Annotated in this window: 23 protein-coding genes; 1 reads left to right on the top strand and 22 read right to left on the bottom strand. The window is 39.8% G+C overall.

Going from position 1 to position 21,492, the window contains the following annotated elements:
- Window positions 1–62: 62 nt before the first annotated feature.
- The 10 genes from rplI to RGB74_RS00070 form a co-directional block, all read right to left on the bottom strand.
- The gene (gene rplI / locus RGB74_RS00115; RefSeq protein WP_310760967.1) at window positions 63–506 is read right to left on the bottom strand and encodes a 50S ribosomal protein L9; all 444 of its coding nucleotides are present in this window, start codon (window positions 504–506) and stop codon (window positions 63–65) included.
- On the bottom strand, window positions 503–2,476 hold the full coding sequence (locus RGB74_RS00110; protein WP_310760966.1) for a DHH family phosphoesterase: 1,974 nt from the start codon (window positions 2,474–2,476) through the stop codon (window positions 503–505). The genes rplI and RGB74_RS00110 overlap by 4 nt, the downstream gene beginning before the upstream one ends.
- An 11-nt stretch (window positions 2,477–2,487) precedes the next feature.
- Complete coding sequence (locus tag RGB74_RS00105) at window positions 2,488–3,432, bottom strand: YybS family protein (RefSeq protein WP_310760965.1); 945 nt, start codon at window positions 3,430–3,432, stop codon at window positions 2,488–2,490.
- 447 nt (window positions 3,433–3,879) lie between these two features.
- Window positions 3,880–4,113: a 30S ribosomal protein S18 gene (rpsR, locus tag RGB74_RS00100; RefSeq protein ID WP_310760964.1), complete on the bottom strand. Its 234-nt coding sequence runs from the start codon at window positions 4,111–4,113 to the stop codon at window positions 3,880–3,882.
- Between the two features lie 65 nt (window positions 4,114–4,178).
- Complete coding sequence (gene ssb, locus RGB74_RS00095) at window positions 4,179–4,721, bottom strand: single-stranded DNA-binding protein (RefSeq protein WP_310760963.1); 543 nt, start codon at window positions 4,719–4,721, stop codon at window positions 4,179–4,181.
- 21 nt (window positions 4,722–4,742) lie between these two features.
- Window positions 4,743–5,033, bottom strand: a complete 291-nt coding sequence (gene rpsF, locus RGB74_RS00090; RefSeq protein WP_310260412.1) for a 30S ribosomal protein S6 — start codon at window positions 5,031–5,033, stop codon at window positions 4,743–4,745.
- A 200-nt stretch (window positions 5,034–5,233) separates the two neighbouring features.
- Window positions 5,234–6,331 (bottom strand): redox-regulated ATPase YchF, encoded by a 1,098-nt coding sequence (ychF, locus tag RGB74_RS00085; protein ID WP_310760962.1) that lies wholly within the window; start codon window positions 6,329–6,331, stop codon window positions 5,234–5,236.
- A 136-nt stretch (window positions 6,332–6,467) separates the two neighbouring features.
- The gene (locus RGB74_RS00080; protein WP_310760961.1) at window positions 6,468–8,471 is read right to left on the bottom strand and encodes a molybdopterin-dependent oxidoreductase; all 2,004 of its coding nucleotides are present in this window, start codon (window positions 8,469–8,471) and stop codon (window positions 6,468–6,470) included.
- A 17-nt stretch (window positions 8,472–8,488) separates the two neighbouring features.
- Complete coding sequence (locus RGB74_RS00075; protein ID WP_310760960.1) at window positions 8,489–8,689, bottom strand: DUF951 domain-containing protein; 201 nt, start codon at window positions 8,687–8,689, stop codon at window positions 8,489–8,491.
- Between the two features lie 13 nt (window positions 8,690–8,702).
- Window positions 8,703–9,521: a mechanosensitive ion channel family protein gene (locus RGB74_RS00070; RefSeq protein ID WP_310762944.1), complete on the bottom strand. Its 819-nt coding sequence runs from the start codon at window positions 9,519–9,521 to the stop codon at window positions 8,703–8,705.
- A gap of 289 nt (window positions 9,522–9,810) precedes the next feature.
- Between RGB74_RS00070 and yyaC the strand changes: the two genes are divergently transcribed.
- Window positions 9,811–10,443, top strand: a complete 633-nt coding sequence (yyaC, locus tag RGB74_RS00065; RefSeq protein ID WP_310760959.1) for a spore protease YyaC — start codon at window positions 9,811–9,813, stop codon at window positions 10,441–10,443.
- 199 nt (window positions 10,444–10,642) lie between these two features.
- Here yyaC and RGB74_RS00060 read toward each other — a convergent pair whose 3' ends face one another.
- From RGB74_RS00060 to rpmH, 12 genes are all read right to left on the bottom strand, one after another.
- The gene (locus tag RGB74_RS00060; RefSeq protein WP_310760958.1) at window positions 10,643–11,377 is read right to left on the bottom strand and encodes a DUF554 domain-containing protein; all 735 of its coding nucleotides are present in this window, start codon (window positions 11,375–11,377) and stop codon (window positions 10,643–10,645) included.
- Between the two features lie 89 nt (window positions 11,378–11,466).
- On the bottom strand, window positions 11,467–12,309 hold the full coding sequence (locus tag RGB74_RS00055) for a ParB/RepB/Spo0J family partition protein (protein WP_310760957.1): 843 nt from the start codon (window positions 12,307–12,309) through the stop codon (window positions 11,467–11,469).
- Window positions 12,290–13,063 (bottom strand): ParA family protein, encoded by a 774-nt coding sequence (locus tag RGB74_RS00050; RefSeq protein ID WP_310760956.1) that lies wholly within the window; start codon window positions 13,061–13,063, stop codon window positions 12,290–12,292. The genes RGB74_RS00055 and RGB74_RS00050 overlap by 20 nt, the downstream gene beginning before the upstream one ends.
- A gap of 160 nt (window positions 13,064–13,223) precedes the next feature.
- Complete coding sequence (gene noc / locus RGB74_RS00045; RefSeq protein WP_310760955.1) at window positions 13,224–14,087, bottom strand: nucleoid occlusion protein; 864 nt, start codon at window positions 14,085–14,087, stop codon at window positions 13,224–13,226.
- Window positions 14,088–14,216: 129 nt separating this feature from the next.
- A complete protein-coding gene (rsmG, locus tag RGB74_RS00040) occupies window positions 14,217–14,933 on the bottom strand; it encodes a 16S rRNA (guanine(527)-N(7))-methyltransferase RsmG (RefSeq protein ID WP_310760954.1) in 717 nt (238 codons plus the stop codon).
- Window positions 14,934–14,949: 16 nt separating this feature from the next.
- Entirely contained in the window at window positions 14,950–16,836 is a 1,887-nt protein-coding gene (gene mnmG / locus RGB74_RS00035) for a tRNA uridine-5-carboxymethylaminomethyl(34) synthesis enzyme MnmG (protein WP_310760953.1), read from the bottom strand.
- A gap of 18 nt (window positions 16,837–16,854) precedes the next feature.
- The gene (mnmE, locus tag RGB74_RS00030; RefSeq protein ID WP_310760952.1) at window positions 16,855–18,231 is read right to left on the bottom strand and encodes a tRNA uridine-5-carboxymethylaminomethyl(34) synthesis GTPase MnmE; all 1,377 of its coding nucleotides are present in this window, start codon (window positions 18,229–18,231) and stop codon (window positions 16,855–16,857) included.
- Between the two features lie 311 nt (window positions 18,232–18,542).
- Window positions 18,543–19,175 carry an RNA-binding cell elongation regulator Jag/EloR gene (jag, locus tag RGB74_RS00025; RefSeq protein ID WP_310760951.1) on the bottom strand — a complete coding sequence of 211 codons (633 nt, stop codon included), beginning with the start codon at window positions 19,173–19,175 and terminating at the stop codon, window positions 18,543–18,545.
- Window positions 19,172–19,945, bottom strand: a complete 774-nt coding sequence (spoIIIJ, locus tag RGB74_RS00020; protein ID WP_310760950.1) for a YidC family membrane integrase SpoIIIJ — start codon at window positions 19,943–19,945, stop codon at window positions 19,172–19,174. Before spoIIIJ ends, jag begins: the two co-directional genes overlap by 4 nt.
- A gap of 37 nt (window positions 19,946–19,982) precedes the next feature.
- Window positions 19,983–20,210 carry a membrane protein insertion efficiency factor YidD gene (yidD, locus tag RGB74_RS00015; protein WP_310760949.1) on the bottom strand — a complete coding sequence of 76 codons (228 nt, stop codon included), beginning with the start codon at window positions 20,208–20,210 and terminating at the stop codon, window positions 19,983–19,985.
- A 5-nt stretch (window positions 20,211–20,215) separates the two neighbouring features.
- Window positions 20,216–20,563, bottom strand: coding sequence for a ribonuclease P protein component (gene rnpA, locus RGB74_RS00010; protein ID WP_310760948.1), 348 nt, complete (start codon window positions 20,561–20,563; stop codon window positions 20,216–20,218).
- Window positions 20,564–20,750: 187 nt separating this feature from the next.
- Window positions 20,751–20,885, bottom strand: a complete 135-nt coding sequence (rpmH, locus tag RGB74_RS00005; RefSeq protein ID WP_007201576.1) for a 50S ribosomal protein L34 — start codon at window positions 20,883–20,885, stop codon at window positions 20,751–20,753.
- Window positions 20,886–21,492: the final 607 nt, after the last annotated feature.

Here is a 21,492-nt window from a genome sequence, read left to right as displayed (position 1 = left end):
GGTCCTCCTCTCTATCGTTATTTGTTTAATAGACGTTGAAAAAACCGGGAGAACCCGGCTTTTTATTCTTCAGTGACGTGTACTTTTACCGTTCCCGTTACTTGGGAGTGAAGCTTTACAGGTACATTTGTGTAGCCAAGTGCTTTTATCGGATCGGCAAGTTCGATTTTTCGCTTGTCGATTTTAATTCCTTGTTCTTTAAGACCATCGGCAATTTGTTTACTCGTTACAGATCCGAAAACACGTCCGCCATCACCGGTTTTCGTCTTGATTGTAATTGTCATTTCTGCCAATTTATTTTTTAATGCTTCTGCTTCTTCAAGTTGTTCTTGCTGTTTCTTTTCTTCACTTTTTTGCTGGCCTTTAAGAGTAGCCATTGCAGAAGAAGTTGCTTCTGACGCTAAGTTTTTTGGAAAAAGAAAATTGCGTGCATAGCCTTCAGAAACGTTTTTAACTTCTCCTTTTTTACCTTTGCCTTTTACATCTTGAAGAAAAATTACTTTCATTCTTCTTCTCCCCCTTCTAAATACTCGTCAATGATCAGTTTTAATTGTCTTTCAGCTTCATCAATATTGCTGTTCTCAATCTGACAGGCCGCATTTGTAAGGTGTCCTCCACCTTCAAGTTTTTCCATGATCATTTGAACATTGATATCCCCTAGAGAACGTGCACTGATGCTTACTTTGCCATCTATCCGGTTTGAGATAACAAAAGATGCTGAGACGCCATTCATCGATAATAAAATGTCAGCTGCCTGAGCGATGACTACTTGGTTATAGGCATCTTCAGGAGTGCTCTTCGTAATGACAATCCCTTTTTTATAAATTTGAGCGTTTTCGATAAGCTTCGAACGCCTTGTATATGTGTTCAAATCTTCTTTTAGAAACTTTTGAACGAGTATGGTGTCTGCCCCATGTGCTCTTAAGTAAGAGGCGGCATCAAACGTGCGTGAACCCGTTCTTAGTGTAAAGCTTTTCGTGTCTACGATAATTCCCGCCAATAGCGCAGTCGCTTCAAGCATACGCATTTTTAAGCGTTTAGGCTGGTATTCGAGCAGTTCTGTAACAAGTTCAGCTGTTGAGGAGGCATATGGCTCCATGTAAACGAGTACGGGATCTTTAATAAACTCTTCCCCGCGCCGATGATGGTCGATCACGACGATATGATCCAGTTTCGCTAATAGCTTCTCTTCTATAACCATAGAAGGTTTATGTGTATCAACAACAACTAGCAGTGTGTCTCTAGATGCGATCTCGAGTGCTTCTTCTGGTGTAATAAAATACTTCCAGACAGATTCCGTTTCTTTGATCTCATCCATCAGACGCTGAACGCCGATGTCAATATCAGCCTGATCTAAAACGACATAGCCTTCTTTTCCGTTCACTTGGGCTACTTTTAATATCCCGATAGCAGAACCAATTGCATCCATATCCGGATTTTTATGTCCCATGATCATCACTTTGTCGCTGTCTGACACTAGTTCACTCAGCGCATGTGAAATAACCCTAGCACGTACACGGGTACGCTTCTCAACTGGGTTTGTTTTACCGCCATAAAAACGGACTTTACCGCTCGTCTGTTTGATCGCAACTTGGTCACCACCGCGTCCCAGCGCCAAATCAAGGCTGGATTGAGAGAGCTGGCCAAGCTCAGGAAGTGATGATGTTCCTGCAGCTACACCAATGCTCAGCGTAAGCGAAATATTTTGCTTTGCGGTAGACTCTCTTACTTCATCAAGAACACTGAATTTATTTTTCTCCAGCTCATTTAATATGCGCTGGTTAAATACAGCGAGAAACCGCTCTGATGATGTTCTTTTAAGAAAGATGCCATGCTGGTTCGCCCATTCATTCAGTACAGATGTTACTTTTGAGTTAATCACTGAACGGAATTGATCATCTAAGCCTTGAGTAACTTCTTCATAGTTGTCGAGAAAGATGACAGCCATCACCGTTTGCTCTTCATCATATAGCCGTTCTAGATCCAGCTGTTCCGTCACATCGAAAAAGTAGAGTAGGCGTTCATCTTTTTTAAAGTTAACTTGGAATTTATGTGCATTGATTTTAATGATTTCTTCCTTCGCATCACTTTTGATATGAGGAATCAATTCTTCTGAAACATGGTTTAACGAATGCCCGATAAAGGATTCTTCTTCAATAAGCGCACCCATATATGGATTAGCCCATTCAATTTTAAAATCCTCGTCATATAAAATGATTCCGATCGGCATTTCCATCAACGCTTCTTCGCCTACTTTTTTCAAACGATGAGAAAGCGTAGATATATAGTCACCTAGTTCTTCCTGAAAACTCGCTTCAGCCTTCATGGAATAATAAGAAATAACCCCTAAAATAACAAAGCCTGCTACTCCTAAAATCCATTGAAAATAAGTAAGTATGCTCACGAGTATGACAGAAATGACAAATAAGGCGATGACGGGATAACCATGCCACCGTTTTAACAAAAACTTTGGCATACTTTCAGCTCCTACTGTTTTGGTTTCATCCGTTTCTTTATATTAAATCCTAAGTCAATTATACCTAAGAATTTCACGACTTCCAGAGGTATCGGCAGGAAAGAATTTAACAGAAAAAGGAGAATAATTAACAATACGATTCTTTTTCTTTTCCAGTTTTTTATCCAGGCATAATAAAAAATAAGTGTAAAACCTTGAATAATCAGTACAAACGATAATAGCATATACAGATTAATCGTCACAATATATAATGCAGTACCTTTATCAGGCGTACTAAATGTTAATATGATTGCTACAATATAATACCACAAAAATGATTTTGGTAAATTCCACTCCCGAAATGGCGGGAATGATGGAATGTCATAACGAAGTCTTTTCATTAACATCTTGGCTGCCAGATGTGTGATAAAAGCAATCGCAACTGCTCCAGCTATTATATACGTAGGGAGCATCATTGGTAAAAGTTCAGCCTGATCTTTTAGCTTTTCGATCTGGGCTGGATCTTGTCCACTTGCTCTATAAAACTCTTCAGCCGTTTCTATGGCACTTTGAAACTGTTTTTTTAGCTCTGAAACAAAGTTGATTCCCATAAATACTTTGGCTACAACCACCGTAAGGAGCATATTTACAATTCCTGATAAACTTCCGCCAAGCAGTACAGCAAAAGCTGTTTTTTTCCTTCTATAAAGCTCACCCATTATTATTCCAGTCATACCAGAGAAAAGGGTTGAGATAATACCGTTTAATCCCGCAAATGCTAAGGAAACACCAAACGTTACTGCCCATAAGAGCAACCCTGCCTTAAGATTGTGCCGATAAATATAAATAATAAACGGCAGCGGCAGTACAAAAAACGAAAGCAAGCTAAAAAACGGTATGTACATACTAAATAAAAAAAGAAGGGTATATATGCCAGCAACTACGGCACCCTCGACCAATACTTTTGTATTGCGCATGATTCACCTCATCAATGTCTTCATATGTTCTAATTGTAGTAACATCACCGCATGAATTCAACTTTAAACGCTATATTTTTATCATTGACGTAGTTTTTTAGATATAAACAAAATACGAGTAAACACAGACTGTAATAAAAAAAGAACAGCATTGAGCTGTTACTATCTCACAATGATTCATTTTCTTCCGGCCTGCCGTTCCAATCGTTAATAGACGACCTTCGTCAGTTTATGTCTGGTTTTGTCAACTCGCCATTATATTAAAATTTTCGCGGGATTATGGAGATTTTTCGTGGGATTATAACCGGAATTCGCGGGGGGAATTCAAATTCTCGCGGGATATCATTAAGTAAGAAACTAAATAGGCAAAAAGAAGCCTCAAATAGCACTTCTTCAAAACAAAAAAAACGCATCAAGGAATTCCTTGGTGCGCTTTAACTTTTGATCTTATTCAGATACATATGGTAACAAAGCCATGAAACGCGAGCGTTTGATCGCACGAGTTAATTGACGTTGATATTTAGCAGATGTACCAGTTACACGACGAGGAAGAATCTTACCGCGCTCAGAAATGAAACGCTTTAAAAGATCAGTGTCCTTGTAGTCGATGTAAGTGATTTTGTTTACAGTGAAGAAACAAACCTTACGACGCTTTTGGCGTCCACCACGACGTCCAGCCATAGATGGTCCCCTCCTTTAATTTTTTTTAGATTTATATATTCCGATTCATTGTTTACTTAAGTTGTTTAGAATGGCAGATCGTCATCAGAAATGTCGATCGGTGTGCCATCATTTGCAAACGGGTCATCGTTGAAGTTATTGCGTTTTGGATTCTGCTGTTGCTGCTGTCCTCCAAATCCGTTGTCACTTCCATAGCTGCGGTTCTGATTTTGTTGGCCAAATCCGCGGTCATTTGATGGTCCACCAAAGTTGTTGCCGCCTTGATACTGCTGGCCTCCAGCATTAGCATTTTTCGGTTCTAGGAACTGAACGCTCTCTGCCATTACTTCAGTAACATACACTCTTTGACCCTGATTGTTCTCGTAAGAACGTGTTTGCATACGTCCATCTACTCCGGCAAGTGATCCTTTTTTAAGGAAATTTGCCACGTTTTCAGCGGGCTTTCGCCAAACGACACAGTTAATAAAATCTGCTTCGCGCTCACCTTGCTGATTCGAAAAAGGCCGATTGACTGCAAGTGTGAAATTAGCTACTGCCACACCGTTTGGAGTGTACTTTAATTCTGGGTCTTTTGTTAAACGTCCCACCAGTACTACACGATTTAGCATTCAGAACCACTCCTTAAAGGATTAATTTCTTTCGTCTACGATTGTCATGAAACGAAGAACATCTTCGTTGATTTTCATAAGACGGTCGAATTCATTAATCGCTTCATTTGGAGCGTTAACATCCAATAGCGTGTAATATCCATCGCGGAAGTCATTGATTTCGTAAGCTAAACGCTTCTTACCCATTTCCTTTTCGTTCGCGATCTCCGCACCGTTATCAGTTAGGATGCTTTTCGCACGCTCTTTCGTTGCTTTAAGAGCTTCCTCTTCAATATTCGGACGGACGATGTACATGATTTCGTACTTTTTCATTCCGTTCACCTCCTTTTGGTCTAAGCGGCCCAAAACCTGTGTTTTAGGCAAGGAGAAAATCATCAAAAATCAATATATGTTGACAATTAACTCACAATAAAGAATTATACCAAAACACTCTGTATAAAACAAGCTAACTTTAAAAATAAGCATAAAAAAGAGGAAAAACTGTAGCTTTCCCTCCGATAATTGCTATTTTTTTATACGTTAAAGCGGAAATGTACAACATCTCCATCTTTCATTTCGTATTCCTTACCTTCAAGGCGCACTTTACCTTTTTCTTTTGCTGAAGCCATATTTCCAGCAGCCATTAGATCATCATAAGCTACGATTTCGGCACGAATAAAGCCTCTTTCGAAGTCAGTATGAATGATTCCAGCACAGGCAGGAGCTTTCATCCCTTTACGGAACGTCCATGCACGAACTTCCTGAACACCTGCTGTAAAATAAGTAGCTAATCCTAGTAATGAATAAGAAGCACGGATTAACTTATCAAGACCGGCTTCCTCAATCCCAAGTTCATTTAAGAAAGCTAACTTTTCTTCGCCATCCAGTTCTGCGATTTCTTCTTCTACTTTTGCGCAGATTACGATAACTTCGGCATTTTCACGTGCTGCATATTCTTTAACCGCTTCAACATGTTCATTTGTACCTTCTAACAGCTCTTCTTCGCTCACGTTTGCTACATAAAGAATCGGTTTCATTGTAAGCAGGTGCATACCGTGAACGATTTTCTTTTCTTCCGTTTCCAGTTCAACACTGCGTGCTGGAAGTTCTTGCATTAAAGCTTCTTTAATCTTAGTAAGAACAGCAAATTCTGCTATCGCTTCTTTATCTTTAGATTTTGCAAGCTTCTCTACACGTACGATTCTTTTATCAACAGATTCGATGTCAGCAAAAATAAGCTCCAGGTTAATAACTTCAATATCATCGATCGGATTAACTTTTCCATGAACATGCGTGATATTTTCATCATCAAAACAGCGAACAACTTGTAAAATCGCATCAGTTTGACGAATGTGAGACAAGAATTTATTCCCGAGTCCTTCACCTTTGCTCGCGCCTTTTACGATTCCGGCAATGTCCGTGAATTCAAATGTTGTAGGTACAACCTTTTTAGGCTGTACAAGCTCTGTTAGTTTTTGAAGACGGTGATCAGGCACTTCTACAATTCCGACGTTCGGGTCGATCGTACAGAATGGATAGTTTGCTGATTCTGCACCAGCTTGTGTAATTGCGTTAAATAATGTTGATTTACCAACGTTCGGCAAACCGACAATTCCGGTTGTAAGAGCCATGTTTACTTCACTCCTCTAGTTTATATAAAGCTTGGTTGCACCAAGACTTAAAATCTGAAAAAAATATCCTTCCCAATTATAGGTTTTATCCCTATAAAAAACAAGAAGAACCGGGTTGAATGTGCCGGTTCCTCTGTTATAGGCATTTTATATCCACTTTGCAGTCATAAAATGTACTTCCCTGTCCGATATCAGATTCTCTGCTTGGAGTCAGTGTATTAACACTTCCGCCAAACTTACGCCATTGACCTTCGTCCACATTGATCACATTATCATGAGAATGCTTTAAAATCTTTGCTTTCCCTTGAATACTTCCCCTGTCATTGTAGATCTCCACATCAGAACCTTCCGAGATTCCTTTTGAGAAGGCGATTTTTTCAGAAACTTGAATCGATATGGACTGAAGACTTTCTATCAGCTGATAACTTTGGGAGTGATTGGAACGCAACGGATGTATCGTTAAAAGCTGATATGGATACCGTTTAACCAAATCCTCTGCATTTTCCATACTCTCTTGGGGATATGACAGCTGAATTCTTCCATCGTTAAATCCTTCTTTAATCGCTTTTAGCGAGGTGAATTCGTATTTCCCGCTTGGTGTTTGAAATTTCTTGTCCGCCCAAGGAACAGATGTAACCGGCAATTCTAAGAACTGTTCTGTTTTAAGCTTTTCGAGTGTAATTCCATGTTCTGAAAGAGATGACAGCCCCATTTCCAAATACTCATCCCTCGAGTAATGAAAATCTTCTCCAAACCCTAGCCTTTCAGCGAGCAGCGTCCAAATTTCCAAGTCAGATTTAGCCTTGCCTTTAGGAGGCACTAGTTTCCGTCCATAATTGATAAACTGATGATACATGGAGGCATAATAAATATCTTCTTCCTCAAAAACAGTCGTACACGGTAAAAAATAGTCAGCAATCTCTGCCGAGTCGGTCATATACTGATCCACTACAACAACGGCAGGTACGGAGGTGAAGGCATCTTTTACTACATTTGTGTCAGGTACTTGTGTGAGGGGATTGCTTCTCGTAATAAACAGTACTTCAACTGGAATATCATGAGCTTTTAAAATGTCTTCCGCTTGGTTCATCCGGGTAAACTGGCGTACTTCTTTTCGACGATCCGGCATTGTTAAACGTTCTTTATTAAAACTCTCTCCAACCGCTAAATTTCCATAGCTGCATCCTCCACCGGAAATACCGACATTGCCGCTTACAGCAGAAAGAGCATCAATTAACCGAATAGTATTACCGCCATTTTGGTATCTCTGCATACCAAGGCCAAGAAACGTAGAAGTCGGTCCGCTCGAAAAGACCTCGGCTAATTCTTGCAATGTTTCACGTGAAACATCTGTAGCCCGCACAACTTCCTCAATTGAAACACTTGAAATGAGCTCTTTTAAATCTTCAAAACCATGCGTATACAAACGAATAAATTCAGCATCTTCCCATTCATTTTCTAAAATGATTTTTATGATTCCAAGGGCAAGCCATCCATCCATGCCAGGTTTGATCGGAACATAGCGGTCTGAAAGTTTTGCTGTTGTATGGTAAATAGGATCAATAACGGTAATCGGAACACCTTTTTTCTTTATCTTTTGTAGCCTTGTAAAAAGATGCATATTTGTGCTGGCTGCATTCCTGCCCCAAATCACAATCTGCCGGCTATTTTCAATATCGTCAGGAGCATGACTATAGGAATTACCAAAATCCCACTGCTGAGCGGCGATTCCCGCTCCCCAGCATAAACTGCCTACTACTTCTGTTAAACCGCCAAAGCAATTAAAAAAGCGCTGGTCTAAACATTTTAAAAGTCCATTATTGGAATAGTCATGTGAGTGCATGACAGAGACAGGACCGTACTTTTCTTTTGCCTCAGTCATTTTCATAGCAATTTCATCAAGAGCCGTATCCCACTCAATCTCAATCCATTCCCCATTTACCTTTTTGAGTGGATGAACAATACGCTGCTGAGAATTCGTCCTCTCAGCTAACAGGCGTCCCCTGACGCAAATTTTTCCTTTGGTTATTGGGTGATCCTCATTGCCTTCAACCTTTTTAACCGTTTCCTGATCGATGTGTACGTGAAAGCTGCATGCGTCCCAGCAATTTAAAGGGCATGCCGAAACCACCTTCTCCATCTAAAGCACCTCCTGACTTACGCCTCCCCGTTAGAAATCAGCACTTTTTTCATTTTTTTAGAAAACTCTGCACGAGTCAGCATCACACTGTGCTGACAACCCATGCATTTTATACGGATATCTGCACCCATACGGATGATCTTCCAGCGGTTCGTACCGCATGGATGCTGCTTTTTCATTTCTACTTCATCGTTTAAATGGAATTCCTTTTGCTGCACGGTCAGCCCTCCGTTATAGTTTTTCTTTTGGCGATTTATCTTTTTGATAGGTTACCATCTTAGGGTATGGGATATCGATACCTGCTTTATCCAGTTCAAGTTTTAAAATTTTCCTAAGTTCCCTGGCAATTTTAAAGTGTGTCATTGGAAGAACTTCAGCTGCAACGCGAATGACGATTTCTGATGCACCCGCTCCCAGCATTTGAACGCCAAGCACTTCAGGATCCTTCACCATTTCAGGGAAATTCGGCTTCACTTTTGCAACTACTTCTTGAATGATGTTCTGTGCTTTATCAATATCTTCTTCATAGGCGATACTCACATCAACTACTGCCATGCTGTTATGAATAGAGAAATTCGTAACTTCTGTGATAGACGAATTCGGCAGAATATGTAATTCTCCTGTCCAGCTCTTAATTTTAGTTGTCCTTAGACCAATTTCTTCAACCGTTCCTTCAAAGCCAATAATTCTAACATAATCACCGACCGAAAATTGATTTTCAAAGATGATAAAGAATCCTGTGATAATATCTCTAACCAGGTTTTGAGCGCCGAACCCAATCGCTAGACCGACAACTCCAGCTCCGGCAAGAATCGCTTTAATATCCACTCCAAACTCATCTAATATAGTCAGAAATGCCATAAAATAAATGACATACGATGTTATATTGTTAAGGAGTCTGTATAGCGTATTTTCTCTACGTTCACTTAAGCGCAAAGGAGATTTTAGTCTTACTTTAAAAATGTTTGTAATGGCTGCTTTAACTACATACTTAATGATAATTACTAAAATGATAATGCTCAAAATCTTTAACCCTTTTGTAGCAATCATTTCCCACCATTCTTTATTTGAAAATATTGTTACTGCTTGCTCAGCAGCTTCAACTGGATTTTCCAAGGCAGCTTCCATCCTCTCTTTGATTATGAAATTATTTAATCAGCTTTTACATAGAAATTCAATGTTACATCTAAAAACTTGTATGAAAAATTTATTCGGTTAATAGCAACGCTTTAACGGGTATAGTGTCTTAACAAAAGTCTGTGATTATTCTATTCTACCATGTATAGGAAAACTAATTCCTCCGTATACTAAGTAGTACCACTATAAAGGAGAGGATGTTATGTTCCTCAAACGGAAGCTTGGATTAGGGAAACCTGTTCAATATAAAATGCACCATGAAAACAAGGAAGCTTCACTTCAAATTACAGAGCAAATATTGTCCATGCTTCCGGAAGCAATCCGCCAGCCGATTGTTATAGTTTGCATTGGAACTGACAGATCAACAGGTGATGCATTAGGCCCGCTGGTAGGAGCAAAACTTCATAACAAAGATACATTTCCGTTTTTTGTTTACGGTACACTAGACGACCCGGTTCACGCAGTCAATTTGGAAGAAAAGCTGAAATGGATTAACACGGAACACCCAGGAGCTTTTATTATTGGAATTGATGCTTGTCTGGGCCGGCTAAACCACGTAGGGATGATTTCGATCGGTGATGGCCCTGTAAAACCAGGAGCAGGTGTGAACAAACAGCTTCCGCCAGTAGGTGATATGCATATAACCGGAATCGTGAACGTGAGTGGATTTATGGAATATTTTGTTTTGCAGAACACCCGGCTCAGCATCGTGATGAAGATGGCTGACTTAATCGCCGACTCTCTTCATATGGCTTGTCTGCGAAAGAAAATACAACAAAAAAATATGCTGCATAAAACAGAAACCCGTCCCGCTGATATATATAAAATACAATAACAAAACAGCCGCTCTTATCCTAATGATAACAGCGGCTGTTTTCGCATACTTTGTTGCTCACGGAAGTGGTTGATTTCCGTTACAAGATGCTCGTTTCCCGCGGGGCAAGGAACGCTTCGGCAGCATTATATCGCACGAAGAAAATGTGAAGTTCGTTTTCGAGAAGTCCCGCAAAACACAATCTTTTAGAAAACAGCTTTTAAAATAACCCCTGTGAAAAAGAAAGAATACGATCCCATTTTTCTACGATGAAAACAAGAATTGTTGTAATGATTAATCCTGGCAGAAGATTTGCTACTCGAATTTGTGTTACTCCCAGCAAGTTCAATCCGATCGCTACAATCATGATTCCGCCTGTTCCTGTAATTTCTACGATTAGCGCATCCATGAGTTCCTTAGAAACAAAACGGTCGATTTGTGTTGCTAGTAAAGCGATAACACCTTGATACAAAATGACAGGAATTGCCGAAAACATTACTCCGATTCCAAGTGCTGATGTAAAAAGTATCGCACAAAAGCCATCGATCAATGCCTTTGTGTAAAGGACATCATGCTGATGGCGCAAGCCGCTGTCCAATGCTCCTACTATAGACATCGCTCCAACCACAAACACGAGTGTCGCCGTTACAAAACCTGTAGCTACAGATCCTTGATCCTGTTTGCCTACTTTTGTTTCGAGCCATTTCCCGATATGGTTTAACTTCCCCTCTAAATCCCACCATTCGCCTAATGCTCCACCAACAGCAACACTTGCAATGACGATTAGAAATTGCTCACTTTTCAAACCCATTCCAATTCCTAAAATACAAACCGCTAATGCCATCGCTTGTAAAATCGTATTTTTGATCTTTTCGGATATGTTTGACCAAAATAATCCTAAGAAGCTTCCAAAAATGATGGCAATACCGTTCACAATTGTTCCTAACAATGACATATCTCTGTCTCCTATCCCTATCGTTTGCCATTCTAGTTTGATTTGCTTTTCCGTGTAAAAAAGAAAACCACCCTGTTAGATGGTTTTCCTTACTGCTCTAAAATTTCTAAAATACGCTCTAAGTCATCCTGTGAAAAGAATTCGATCTCAATCTTTCCTTTTCGTTTCGTTTTCTTAATCGTTACAGCTGTGCCTAAACGATCACGCAATGACGATTCTTTTTCTTGTAAAAATACATTATTTTCGCTTGTTTTCTTTTTTGTTCCACGTGAAACATTCCGGTTAATGTCCTGGATAAGTTTTTCAAGCTGTCTAACATTTAAACCATTCTCCATGGTCTTTTGAACCAATTGCTGCATCTTGGTTTTTTTCTTTAATCCTAGTAAAGCCCGTCCATGTCCCATTGAGATTTGGCCGTTAGACAATAGCTCCAGAACAGGTTTCGGCAACTGCAGCAGACGGATATGGTTTGCAATATGCGGTCGGCTTTTTCCGACTCTTACGGATAGTTCTTCTTGTGTCACTTTTAAGTGATCAATCAGCTTTTGGTAAGCTTGTCCTTCTTCTACGGGGTTTAAGTCCTCGCGTTGAAGATTTTCAATCAAAGCGACTTCCATCATCTTTTGCTCTGTATAATCTTTAACTATGACGGGAATGGTTTTCAAGCCTGCTTGAGATGCCGCACGATATCTTCTCTCTCCAAGCACAATCTCATAACCTTTTATACTTTTCCGAACAACGATTGGCTGCAAAATTCCATGTTCTAAAATCGAATCTTTTAACTCATCAATTGCTTTCGGATCAAATACTTTTCGCGGCTGATATGGATTGGGTCTTAATTCTTTAATACTAACTTCCATAACTTCTGCTTCTTCATTGGCTTCTGTCTGCGGAAGCAACGCCTGAAGCCCTTTACCTAACCCTTTCACCAATGCCAATCACTTCCTTCGCAAAGTCTAAATAAACATCTGCACCCCGGGATTTCGGATCATAAATAATAATCGGCTTTCCATGGCTCGGCGCTTCTGAGAGTCTGACGTTTCTCGGTATAATGGTTTCATATACTTTATCTTGAAAATACTTCTTCACTTCTTCGATTACTTGAATGCCTAAATTAGTACGGGCATCGAGCATCGTGAGAAGAACCCCGTCAATCATTAAATCAGTATTTAGATGTTTTTGAACAAGCCGTACTGTATTCAATAGCTGGCTTAAGCCTTCTAGGGCATAATACTCACATTGAACGGGAATGATTACTGAATCTGATGCAGTCAATGAGTTAATCGTCAACAGCCCCAGTGATGGCGGGCAATCTATAATGATATAATCATAACCGGAACTTACTTGGTCTAAAGCTCTTTTCAAACGAACTTCACGGGAAATCGTTGGAACGAGCTCAATCTCCGCTCCAGCGAGTTGAATCGTTGAAGGGAGTATATGTAAACCTTCACAGATAGTTTCCACAATAACATCTTTAACTTCTGCATCTTCTACAAGAACATTATAGATGCATTGATCTATATCTCCTTTATCTACGCCAACACCACTTGTGGCATTGCCTTGAGGATCTATGTCTACTAACAATACCTTTTTTCCGAAATATGCTAAGCATGCACCAAGGTTGACTGACGTTGTCGTTTTTCCGACACCGCCTTTCTGGTTGGCTACTGCAATGATCTTCGCCACTTTGTCACCTACCTCACTTTATGAACAATCAATTATCTATTATTCTATCATGAAGATTTTAAAATGACTTCTTGAAATAAGGAAAAAAAGAGTTTTTTTCTTTAAGTTCATTTAAAAGCCAATTAAAAACCACCCGCTAAAAAACGGATGGCTTTTCGTTCTACTTTTTAGGAATACGAATCGTAAATTGATAAAATTCCTCATGTTCTTCTTCTTCAGTATCAATGGATAGACCGCTTTGTACAACCATATCTACAGATTGTCTGACCGTATTGATTGCCAAACGCATATCTTTACTAAAAGATTTGCGGCGCGCCTGCGGCTTTTTCTCCGCCGTTTCCGCTTCAATCAATTTCTTAACGCGATCTTCCGTTTGTTTTACATTTAATTGTTTCTCAAGAATCTCATTTAAAATGAACTCCATTTTCTCTGGAGTTTTTAAAATGATCAATGCACGTGCATGCCGCTCAGTAATTTTCTTTTGCAGCAACGCATCCTGGATAGCCTGAGGAAGCTTTAACAATCGAAGCTTGTTAGCTATCGTTGATTGTCCTTTCCCGAGCTTTTGAGCTAACCCCTCTTGAGTCAATCCATGGAGCTCCAGAAGCTTTGCGTAGGCCATCGCTTCTTCAATGGCGGTTAACTCTTCACGCTGCAGGTTCTCAATCAATGCAACAGACGCTGTCTGTGAATCATCCATGTCTTTTACGATCGCCGGAATCGTTTCCCAGCCTAGTTTTTGCACAGCTCTCCATCTTCGCTCCCCAGCGATCAATTCAAATTGTTCTTCCCCGTATGCACGGACAACAATAGGTTGAATAATCCCATGTGCTTCAATGGTCTGTGCTAATTCCCCTATTCGTTCATCTATAAAAACTGTTCGAGGCTGAAACCGGTTGGGAGTAATCTGTTGAACCGGAATCTGAAGTACTTCTTCGTTGTCGTTTTTTTCAGCTGGTTCTGGATCTAAGGTTTGCTGGCTCTTTTCGCCGATGCCGAATAAACGTGAAAAAGGATGCTTCATGCGAATACACCACCTTTAGTAATCTGCCTGTTAACTAATTCTTCCCACTAGTCCTAATATCCTGCAAGTCTGTAAAAATCTTTCTTTTTATGTACCAGCCGCGTTTCACGTGAAACACGGCATTCTAGACTACTGGATGGGTGACTTGTTAGGTGTTCCCGGTTTACGCGGGAATTTCTTAGGTGTTTCTTTGACTTTATCGATAATAACGATATTGCGTTCACTTTCTTCAATAGGCAATAAAAACGAATGCACGTCTTTTATTTTTCCGCCTAGAAGTTTAACAGCCTTCTCTCCATCTTTAACTTCTTCAGGCAGATTCGCACCTTTCATGGCTAAAAAATGCCCATTCTTCTTTACAAGAGGAAGACAAAGCTCTGACAATACGGAAAGTCTCGCAACTGCTCTTGCCATTACTAGATCAAATTGTTCACGGAATTCCGGCCGGTGAGCAAAAGTTTCAGCCCGATCGTGATGCATAGTAACATGTTTTAATCCTAGTTCATTAACTACATGCTGTAAGAAACCGATTCGTTTATTCAATGAGTCTACTACGGTTAAACGAATTTCAGGGAAACATATTTTAAGCGGAATTGCAGGGAAACCAGCTCCTGCTCCCACATCGCATACGGTGATATCTTGCTGAAAGTTAAAGTGAAATCCTGCTGTTACGGAATCGTAGAAATGTTTTAAATACACTTCTTCTTTTTCTGTAATCGCAGTTAGATTCATTTTTTCATTCCATTCAACTAGCAATTCGTAATACGTTTCAAATTGTTTCAGCTGTTGCTCAGATAACACGATCCCTTTTTCATCCAGGGATGATTGAAACATGTCGATATTCATTATTTTGCGTTCCCCCTTAACGGGCAATCTTCGCCAGTTTTCCTTGTTCTAAATAAATCAGCAGAATGGAGATATCTGCAGGATTTACACCTGATACTCTAGATGCCTGACCAACAGAAAGCGGGCGAACTTCACTCAACTTTTGTTTCGCTTCAGTTGCTAATCCGTTGATGGCCATATAATCAAGATCAACAGGAAGCTTTTTGTCTTCCATCTTTCGCATACGTTCCACTTGAGCGAGCTGCTTATCGATATAACCAGCATATTTCACCTGAATCTCGACCTGCTCAGAAACCGTTTCACTCAATAAAGTATCTGCAGGTGCTAACTTCTGAATCACCGGATAAGTGATTTCAGGACGCTTTAATAAAGAAGAAGCAGACATTGGTTCTTTTAATGGTGTCGACTGAGCTTCTGCAAGTGCCTTCTGTACTTCATCAGATGGCTTGATGGCAATATGTTCAAGACGCTCGATTTCTTTTGCGACTTGTCCCTTTTTCTCTTCGAACTTTTCATAGCGTTCTTGAGAAATCAAACCGATATCATAACCTTTTTTCGTTAAACGCAAGTCTGCATTATCATGTCTTAACAATAGACGGTATTCTGCTCTTGATGTTAATAGACGATAAGGCTCATTCGTTCCTTTTGTAATAAGATCATCGATTAGCACACCAATATATGCTTCAGATCTGTCCAGGATAAGAGGATCCTTTTCCTGTACTTTTAATGCAGCGTTGATTCCAGCCATAAGGCCTTGTCCTGAAGCTTCTTCATATCCGCTCGTTCCATTTAGCTGCCCCGCAGTAAACAGCCCATTTACAAGTTTCGTTTCAAGTGACGGCCATAATTGGGTCGGTACGATCGCATCATATTCGATTGCGTATCCAGCACGCATCAGCTCTGCCTTCTCCAGCCCTGGAATCGTTGAAAGAATTTTCTTCTGCACATCTTCCGGCAAGCTGGTTGATAGACCTTGAACATAAACTTCTTCTGTATTTCTGCCTTCTGGCTCTAAGAAAATCTGGTGTCTTGGCTTATCGTTAAAGCGAACAATCTTATCTTCAATCGATGGACAGTACCTTGGACCCGTTCCTTCAATCATTCCAGAATACATCGGTGATCGATGCAGGTTGCTGTTGATAAGCTGATGTGTTTCATCACCCGTATATGTCAGCCAGCATGGAAGCTGGTCTGTTATATACTCCGTTGTCTCGTAAGAAAATGCGCGCGGCACGTCATCCCCCGGCTGAATTTCTGTTTTAGAGTAATCGATTGTTTTACTGTTCACACGCGGCGGTGTTCCCGTTTTGAAACGGACCATTTCAAATCCTAGTTCTTGAAGATGATACGATAAATTAATGGATGGAGCCATATTGTTCGGTCCGCTTTCGTAAGCAAGTTCCCCAATGATGATCTTTCCTCTTAAATACGTACCTGTCGTTAACACAACAGATTTTGCTGCATACTCCGCGCCGGTTTTTGTAATAACACCTTTACAAACACCATCTTCAACAATCAGGCGTTCAACCATTCCTTGACGGAGGGTTAGATTTTTCGTATTTTCCATCGTTTTTTTCATTTCATGCTGATATAAATATTTGTCAGCTTGTGCACGCAAAGCGCGTACTGCAGGACCTTTACCTGTATTCAACATCCGCATTTGAATATGTGTTTTATCGATGTTCCGTGCCATTTCACCACCGAGAGCGTCCACTTCCCGTACCACAATTCCTTTAGCAGGACCGCCTACTGATGGGTTACATGGCATGTAAGCAATTGTGTCTAAATTTAAAGTGAGACACAGTGTTTTTGCGCCCATTCTGGCTGAAGCCAGAGCCGCTTCTACACCAGCGTGACCTGCACCCACCACAATGACATCATATGAACCTGCTTCATATCCCATGTGAATAACCTCCTTTTCTTATTTTCCTAAACAAAATTGTGAGAACAATTGATCGATCAGGCTTTCTGATACCGTATCTCCTACAATCTCTCCAAGTATCTCCCACGTTCTTGTAATATCGATTTGTACCATATCAATCGGCAAGTCGGCTTCTATTCCGCCAAGCGCTTCGTCAATATGATGGATGGATTGCTGCAATAAAGCGATGTGCCGTGAGTTAGAAACGTATGTTAAATCCTGTGCTTCTATACCTCCTTCAAAAAAGAGGCTTGCAATAGCTTGCTCTAATTCGTCAATACCTTCTTCTTTTATTAATGAAGTGGAAATGACAGGAGCGTTTTCTGCTAAAGTTCTTACTTTATCTATGTCTAAATGTGGCTGGAGGTCTGTTTTATTAATGATGATAATCTTATCAAGCCCTTTTGCGGCAAGAAATAAGTTTTCATCTTCAATTGATAATGGTTCATTTCCGTTTAGAACAAGCAAAATCAAATCAGCCTCTTTTAAGACTTTTCTTGATTTTTCAACACCGATTCGTTCCACTATATCTTCGGTTTCCCGTATTCCAGCCGTGTCAACTAATCGTAAAGGGACTCCTCTAACATTGACATACTCTTCAATGACATCACGCGTCGTTCCCGCGATATCGGTAACAATCGCTTTATTCTCATGAACGAGTGCATTCATTAAGGAAGATTTTCCGACGTTTGGTCTTCCGATAATCGCCGTTGAAAGCCCTTCACGGAGTATTTTCCCTTGCTGTGCGGTTTGTAAAATAGATTCTACTTCTTTTTTTACAAGCAGCAGATTTTTATTTAAAAGAGTATGCGTCATTTCTTCCGCATCGTACTCTGGATAATCGATGTTCACTTCAACATGTGCAATGGTTTCTAAAAGCGTCTGTCTAAGTTTGCTCACTAATGATGAAAGTCTTCCTTCCATCTGATTGAGCGCCACATTCATGGCACGATCTGTTTTTGCCCGAATAAGATCCATGACCGCTTCCGCTTGTGATAAATCAATTCGTCCATTCAAAAAGGCTCGTTTTGTAAACTCACCTGGCTCAGCTAATCTTGCTCCTTGCTGCAGAATGAGCTGAAGAACCCGGTTCACAGAAACAAGTCCTCCGTGGCAATTAATCTCCACCACATCTTCACGGGTAAAAGTCCGCGGTGCACGCATCACGCTTACCATCACTTCTTCAACAGCTTTTTCCGTTTTCGGATCAACGAGTTTTCCATAATGAATAGTGTGTGTATCAACATCTAGAAGCGCTTTTGTCCCTTTATAAACTTGATCAGCTATTTGGATTGCTTCTGGTCCGCTTAAACGAACAATAGCAATAGCTCCTTCTCCCATTGGGGTCGAAATAGCTGTAATTGTGTCATATTCCATTGTCTTTCACCCCGGCTTTCCTTATAACGCTCTATATAAATTATCCTTTAGTATGACCTTAATCGGCAGCTGTGATAATGGATTATTAAGAAAACTTAGCTGGCGGTTCAACTAGTCTTTAGTCAGATCTCAGTTATAACTATTACGATCAATAAAAATCGGCTTCTATATCAATAATCATCTTATTTGATAAGTTATATTTTCGCATTTTGCTAAAAATGGACATAAATATCCACAATAAAAAATAGTGTATCGCATTATGAGCCCAGAGTAAACAAAAAGCCCCAGAGGAATACCTCTGAAGCTTCACTTTATTTTCTGATTGATACCGTCGGACGGATCACCACTTTGCGGAATGGTTCTACTCCTTCAGACGTTGTTTCTACATCTCGGTTTTCTTTCAATGCTAAGTGAATAACTTTACGTTCATTTGATGGCATAGGTTCAAGCGCAAAACTCTTTTTCGTATTATATACTTTTTGAGCGGAATGCAGTGCTAACCTTTCTAGCGATTCCTGTCTTCTGCTGCGATAGTTTTCAGCATCAAGTACAATTTTTACATGCTTGCTTGAAGGATCTGAATTGGCAACCATATTCGTTAAAAGCTGAAGAGCGTTTAGCGTCTGCCCGCGTTTACCGATCAAGATGGCAATTTTTTCTCCGGATAATTCCAGAACAAGAAGATCATTCTCCTGCCGCTCGGTAATGGTAACGGGTACCCCCATTTTGGATGTAACATCCTGAAGGTAGTCTATCGCGGTCTTAACAGGATCAGCTTTCACTGTAACTTCAACAACTGCAGGCTTCTGTCCGAGGCCAAAAAAACCTTTTTTGGATTCTTCAACAATTGTAACTTCCACTTGATCTTTTGAAGTCTGAAGTTGTTCTAGCGCTGATGATACTGCTTCTTCAACCGTTCTCCCTGTTACCTGTACCTTTTTCACTTTTTAGCTCCCCCATCAACTTGTTTTTCATCTTTTTTCATTGGGGCCGTAATAAAATACGTTTGTGCAATCATGAAAATGTTACCGATCACCCAATATAATGATAATGCAGCTGGGAATTTTAATGCAAAAACAACAATCATAACTGGCATGATGTATAAGAGCATCTTCATTTGCGGATTTGGATTATCCATACCGCCGATCATAATTTTTTGCTGCAGGAACGTTGTGATACCTGCAAGAATCGGCAATGCATAATAAGGATCTGCAACTCCAAGGTCAAACCAAAGGAAATTATGATGCTTAATTTCTTCAGTACGCATAATTGCGTGGTAGAAACCTAGAAGGATCGGCATTTGAATCAGTAAAGGCAAACACCCTGCTAATGGGTTTACACCATTCTTTTGGAATAGAGCCATTGTTTCCTGTTGAAGCTTTTGCTGGCTGTTTGCATCTTTTGATTTGTATTTTTCACGCAGTTTTTGAAGTTCAGGCTGAACGGCTTGCATAGCTTTTGAACTGCGAGTCTGTTGAATCATTAATGGTAATAAAGCTGTACGGATGAGCAATGTAACGAGTATGATCGCCAGTCCGTAGTTTTGACCAAACAAATCAGCTACATAAGTAATTAACCATGATAATGGATAAACAAAATATTGGTCCCAAATTCCCGTGCTGTCAGCTGTGATGGGAGTCTTCATATTCCCACAACCTGATAGGACAGCCATGAGTGCGAAAAGGGCAATCATTAAACCTATTTTCTTACGCACACTCTTATCCTCCTTAAGATCGTAAACTTACTTTCAATTATTTATTGTCTCTTTTTTCTGGTACGAGGTCAACGCCACCTGGATGAAAAGGATGACATTTTAAAATTCGTACGGTAGTCAGCCACATTCCCTTTATCACTCCGTGGCGGCTAAAGGCCTCGATACCATAATAGGAACATGTCGGATAAAAGCGACAAGAAGGCGGCGTTAAAGGAGAAATCCAAAGTTGATAAAATCGGATTATTCCTATAAAAAAGGATTTCATTGAACTTACACCTTCTTTTTTAATACGTTAGCCCTGTTTAAAACATGAAGTAAGCTTTTTTCCATTTCGTGAAAATCCATATTTGCAGTAGGTATTCTTGCAATAACGACATAATCCCTGCTGGCGAGCAGCTGCTCACTATATTTATAAAAGATTTCTTTAACCGATCGTTTGATTCGATTTCTCGTTACTGCTTTTCCTACCTTTTTGCTCACAGAAAGACCGATTCGAAATACATCTTGGTCTTCTTTTTTTAATGTATATATTACAAATTGGCGATTAGCCGTTGATTTTCCTTTTTTAAAGACTTCTTGAAATTCCTCATTTTTTTTGATGCGCTGTTCTTTCTTCATTCAATTTAACACTCCATAAATTTCAGCAATCACATTCCTCTTCTAATCGATCTTCCTCAGTATCGGTAAATTTTTGTCATGTAAAACATTCTTCACTCAAAAAACCGTTTACAATAGGATTTTTAATCAATTTTAAAGCGAGCGGAATTGTGCCATAAAAGCAAAAAAGACCACTGATGTCAGTGGCCTATGCAGATAACACTTTTCTTCCCTTTTGACGACGGCGAGCAAGAACTTTACGACCGTTCTTAGTAGCCATGCGAGCACGGAAACCATGTACCTTCTTACGCTTACGGTTGTTCGGTTGGAATGTAGGTTTCATATATTACACCTCCCTGAGGATATATCTTATAAAAGACAGTCTAATAAAGTATAAAGACTTGCTATATCTTTTGTCAAGATGGATTTAAAAAAGTTTCAAAGAAGTCCTCGATCTGCTGCACTATCCTTTTTTATTCTTCATTTTTGCTTTTGATATAGAAATGAAATTTATTTTTAGCCTGTGGACATCTTTTTCGACACGATTTTCATTATCCACACCATTTATCGACAACTTTTACACAAAATCTAGTGTTGTGGACAACTACTTTACACAAGGTATGGGCGTTGTGGATAAGTGACAATCATCCGTTGCCAAGCTTACTTTTTTTTGATATGCTTGTTGTGTTTTAACTCGTTAATAACATATAAGGATTATAAAGTTATACACATGCTGTGGATAAAGTTGTGGACAGTTTGATTTTCCTGTTCAAAAGGTTGTCCACACATTTGCTTTTACTGTACATAATCCTATTATCTACTATAATAATAGTCATTCGCATAACATGTGGATTTTTATTTTTATTCATCTGTATTCATTACGTGTACAAAAGTTGAACAACAGGGAGAACTCCTGCTGAAATAGGATGAATTTAAAGGATAAGGGGGGT

Origin of the sequence: Bacillus sp. NEB1478 (genome assembly GCF_031582965.1) — a bacterium.
In the GTDB taxonomy this organism is placed as follows: domain Bacteria; phylum Bacillota; class Bacilli; order Bacillales; family Fictibacillaceae; genus Fictibacillus.
Note: the sequence above shows the minus strand (reverse complement) of the source record. Positions and strands in the feature narration are given on the sequence as shown.

Excerpts from the sequence above, each read along its gene's own strand:
- rpsR (WP_310760964.1), bottom strand. The coding sequence starts at position 4,113 with ATGGCTGGACGTCGTGGTGGACGCCAAAAGCGTCGTAAGGTTTGTTTC.
- rplI (WP_310760967.1), bottom strand. The coding sequence starts at position 506 with ATGAAAGTAATTTTTCTTCAAGATGTAAAAGGCAAAGGTAAAAAAGGA.
- RGB74_RS00110 (WP_310760966.1), bottom strand. The coding sequence starts at position 2,476 with ATGCCAAAGTTTTTGTTAAAACGGTGGCATGGTTATCCCGTCATCGCC.
- mnmE (WP_310760952.1), bottom strand. The coding sequence starts at position 18,231 with ATGGAATATGACACAATTACAGCTATTTCGACCCCAATGGGAGAAGGA.
- rpmH (WP_007201576.1), bottom strand. The coding sequence starts at position 20,885 with ATGAAACCTACATTCCAACCGAACAACCGTAAGCGTAAGAAGGTACAT.
- ssb (WP_310760963.1), bottom strand. The coding sequence starts at position 4,721 with ATGCTAAATCGTGTAGTACTGGTGGGACGTTTAACAAAAGACCCAGAA.
- rnpA (WP_310760948.1), bottom strand. The coding sequence starts at position 20,563 with ATGAAGAAAGAACAGCGCATCAAAAAAAATGAGGAATTTCAAGAAGTC.
- RGB74_RS00070 (WP_310762944.1), bottom strand. The coding sequence starts at position 9,521 with ATGATTGCTACAAAAGGGTTAAAGATTTTGAGCATTATCATTTTAGTA.
- rsmG (WP_310760954.1), bottom strand. The coding sequence starts at position 14,933 with ATGAATATCGACATGTTTCAATCATCCCTGGATGAAAAAGGGATCGTG.
- mnmG (WP_310760953.1), bottom strand. The coding sequence starts at position 16,836 with ATGGGATATGAAGCAGGTTCATATGATGTCATTGTGGTGGGTGCAGGT.
- rpsF (WP_310260412.1), bottom strand. The coding sequence starts at position 5,033 with ATGAAAAAGTACGAAATCATGTACATCGTCCGTCCGAATATTGAAGAG.
- RGB74_RS00105 (WP_310760965.1), bottom strand. The coding sequence starts at position 3,432 with ATGCGCAATACAAAAGTATTGGTCGAGGGTGCCGTAGTTGCTGGCATA.
- yidD (WP_310760949.1), bottom strand. The coding sequence starts at position 20,210 with ATGAAATCCTTTTTTATAGGAATAATCCGATTTTATCAACTTTGGATT.
- noc (WP_310760955.1), bottom strand. The coding sequence starts at position 14,087 with ATGAAGCATCCTTTTTCACGTTTATTCGGCATCGGCGAAAAGAGCCAG.
- yyaC (WP_310760959.1), top strand. The coding sequence starts at position 9,811 with ATGTTCCTCAAACGGAAGCTTGGATTAGGGAAACCTGTTCAATATAAA.
- RGB74_RS00060 (WP_310760958.1), bottom strand. The coding sequence starts at position 11,377 with ATGTCATTGTTAGGAACAATTGTGAACGGTATTGCCATCATTTTTGGA.
- ychF (WP_310760962.1), bottom strand. The coding sequence starts at position 6,331 with ATGGCTCTTACAACCGGAATTGTCGGTTTGCCGAACGTTGGTAAATCA.
- RGB74_RS00080 (WP_310760961.1), bottom strand. The coding sequence starts at position 8,471 with ATGGAGAAGGTGGTTTCGGCATGCCCTTTAAATTGCTGGGACGCATGC.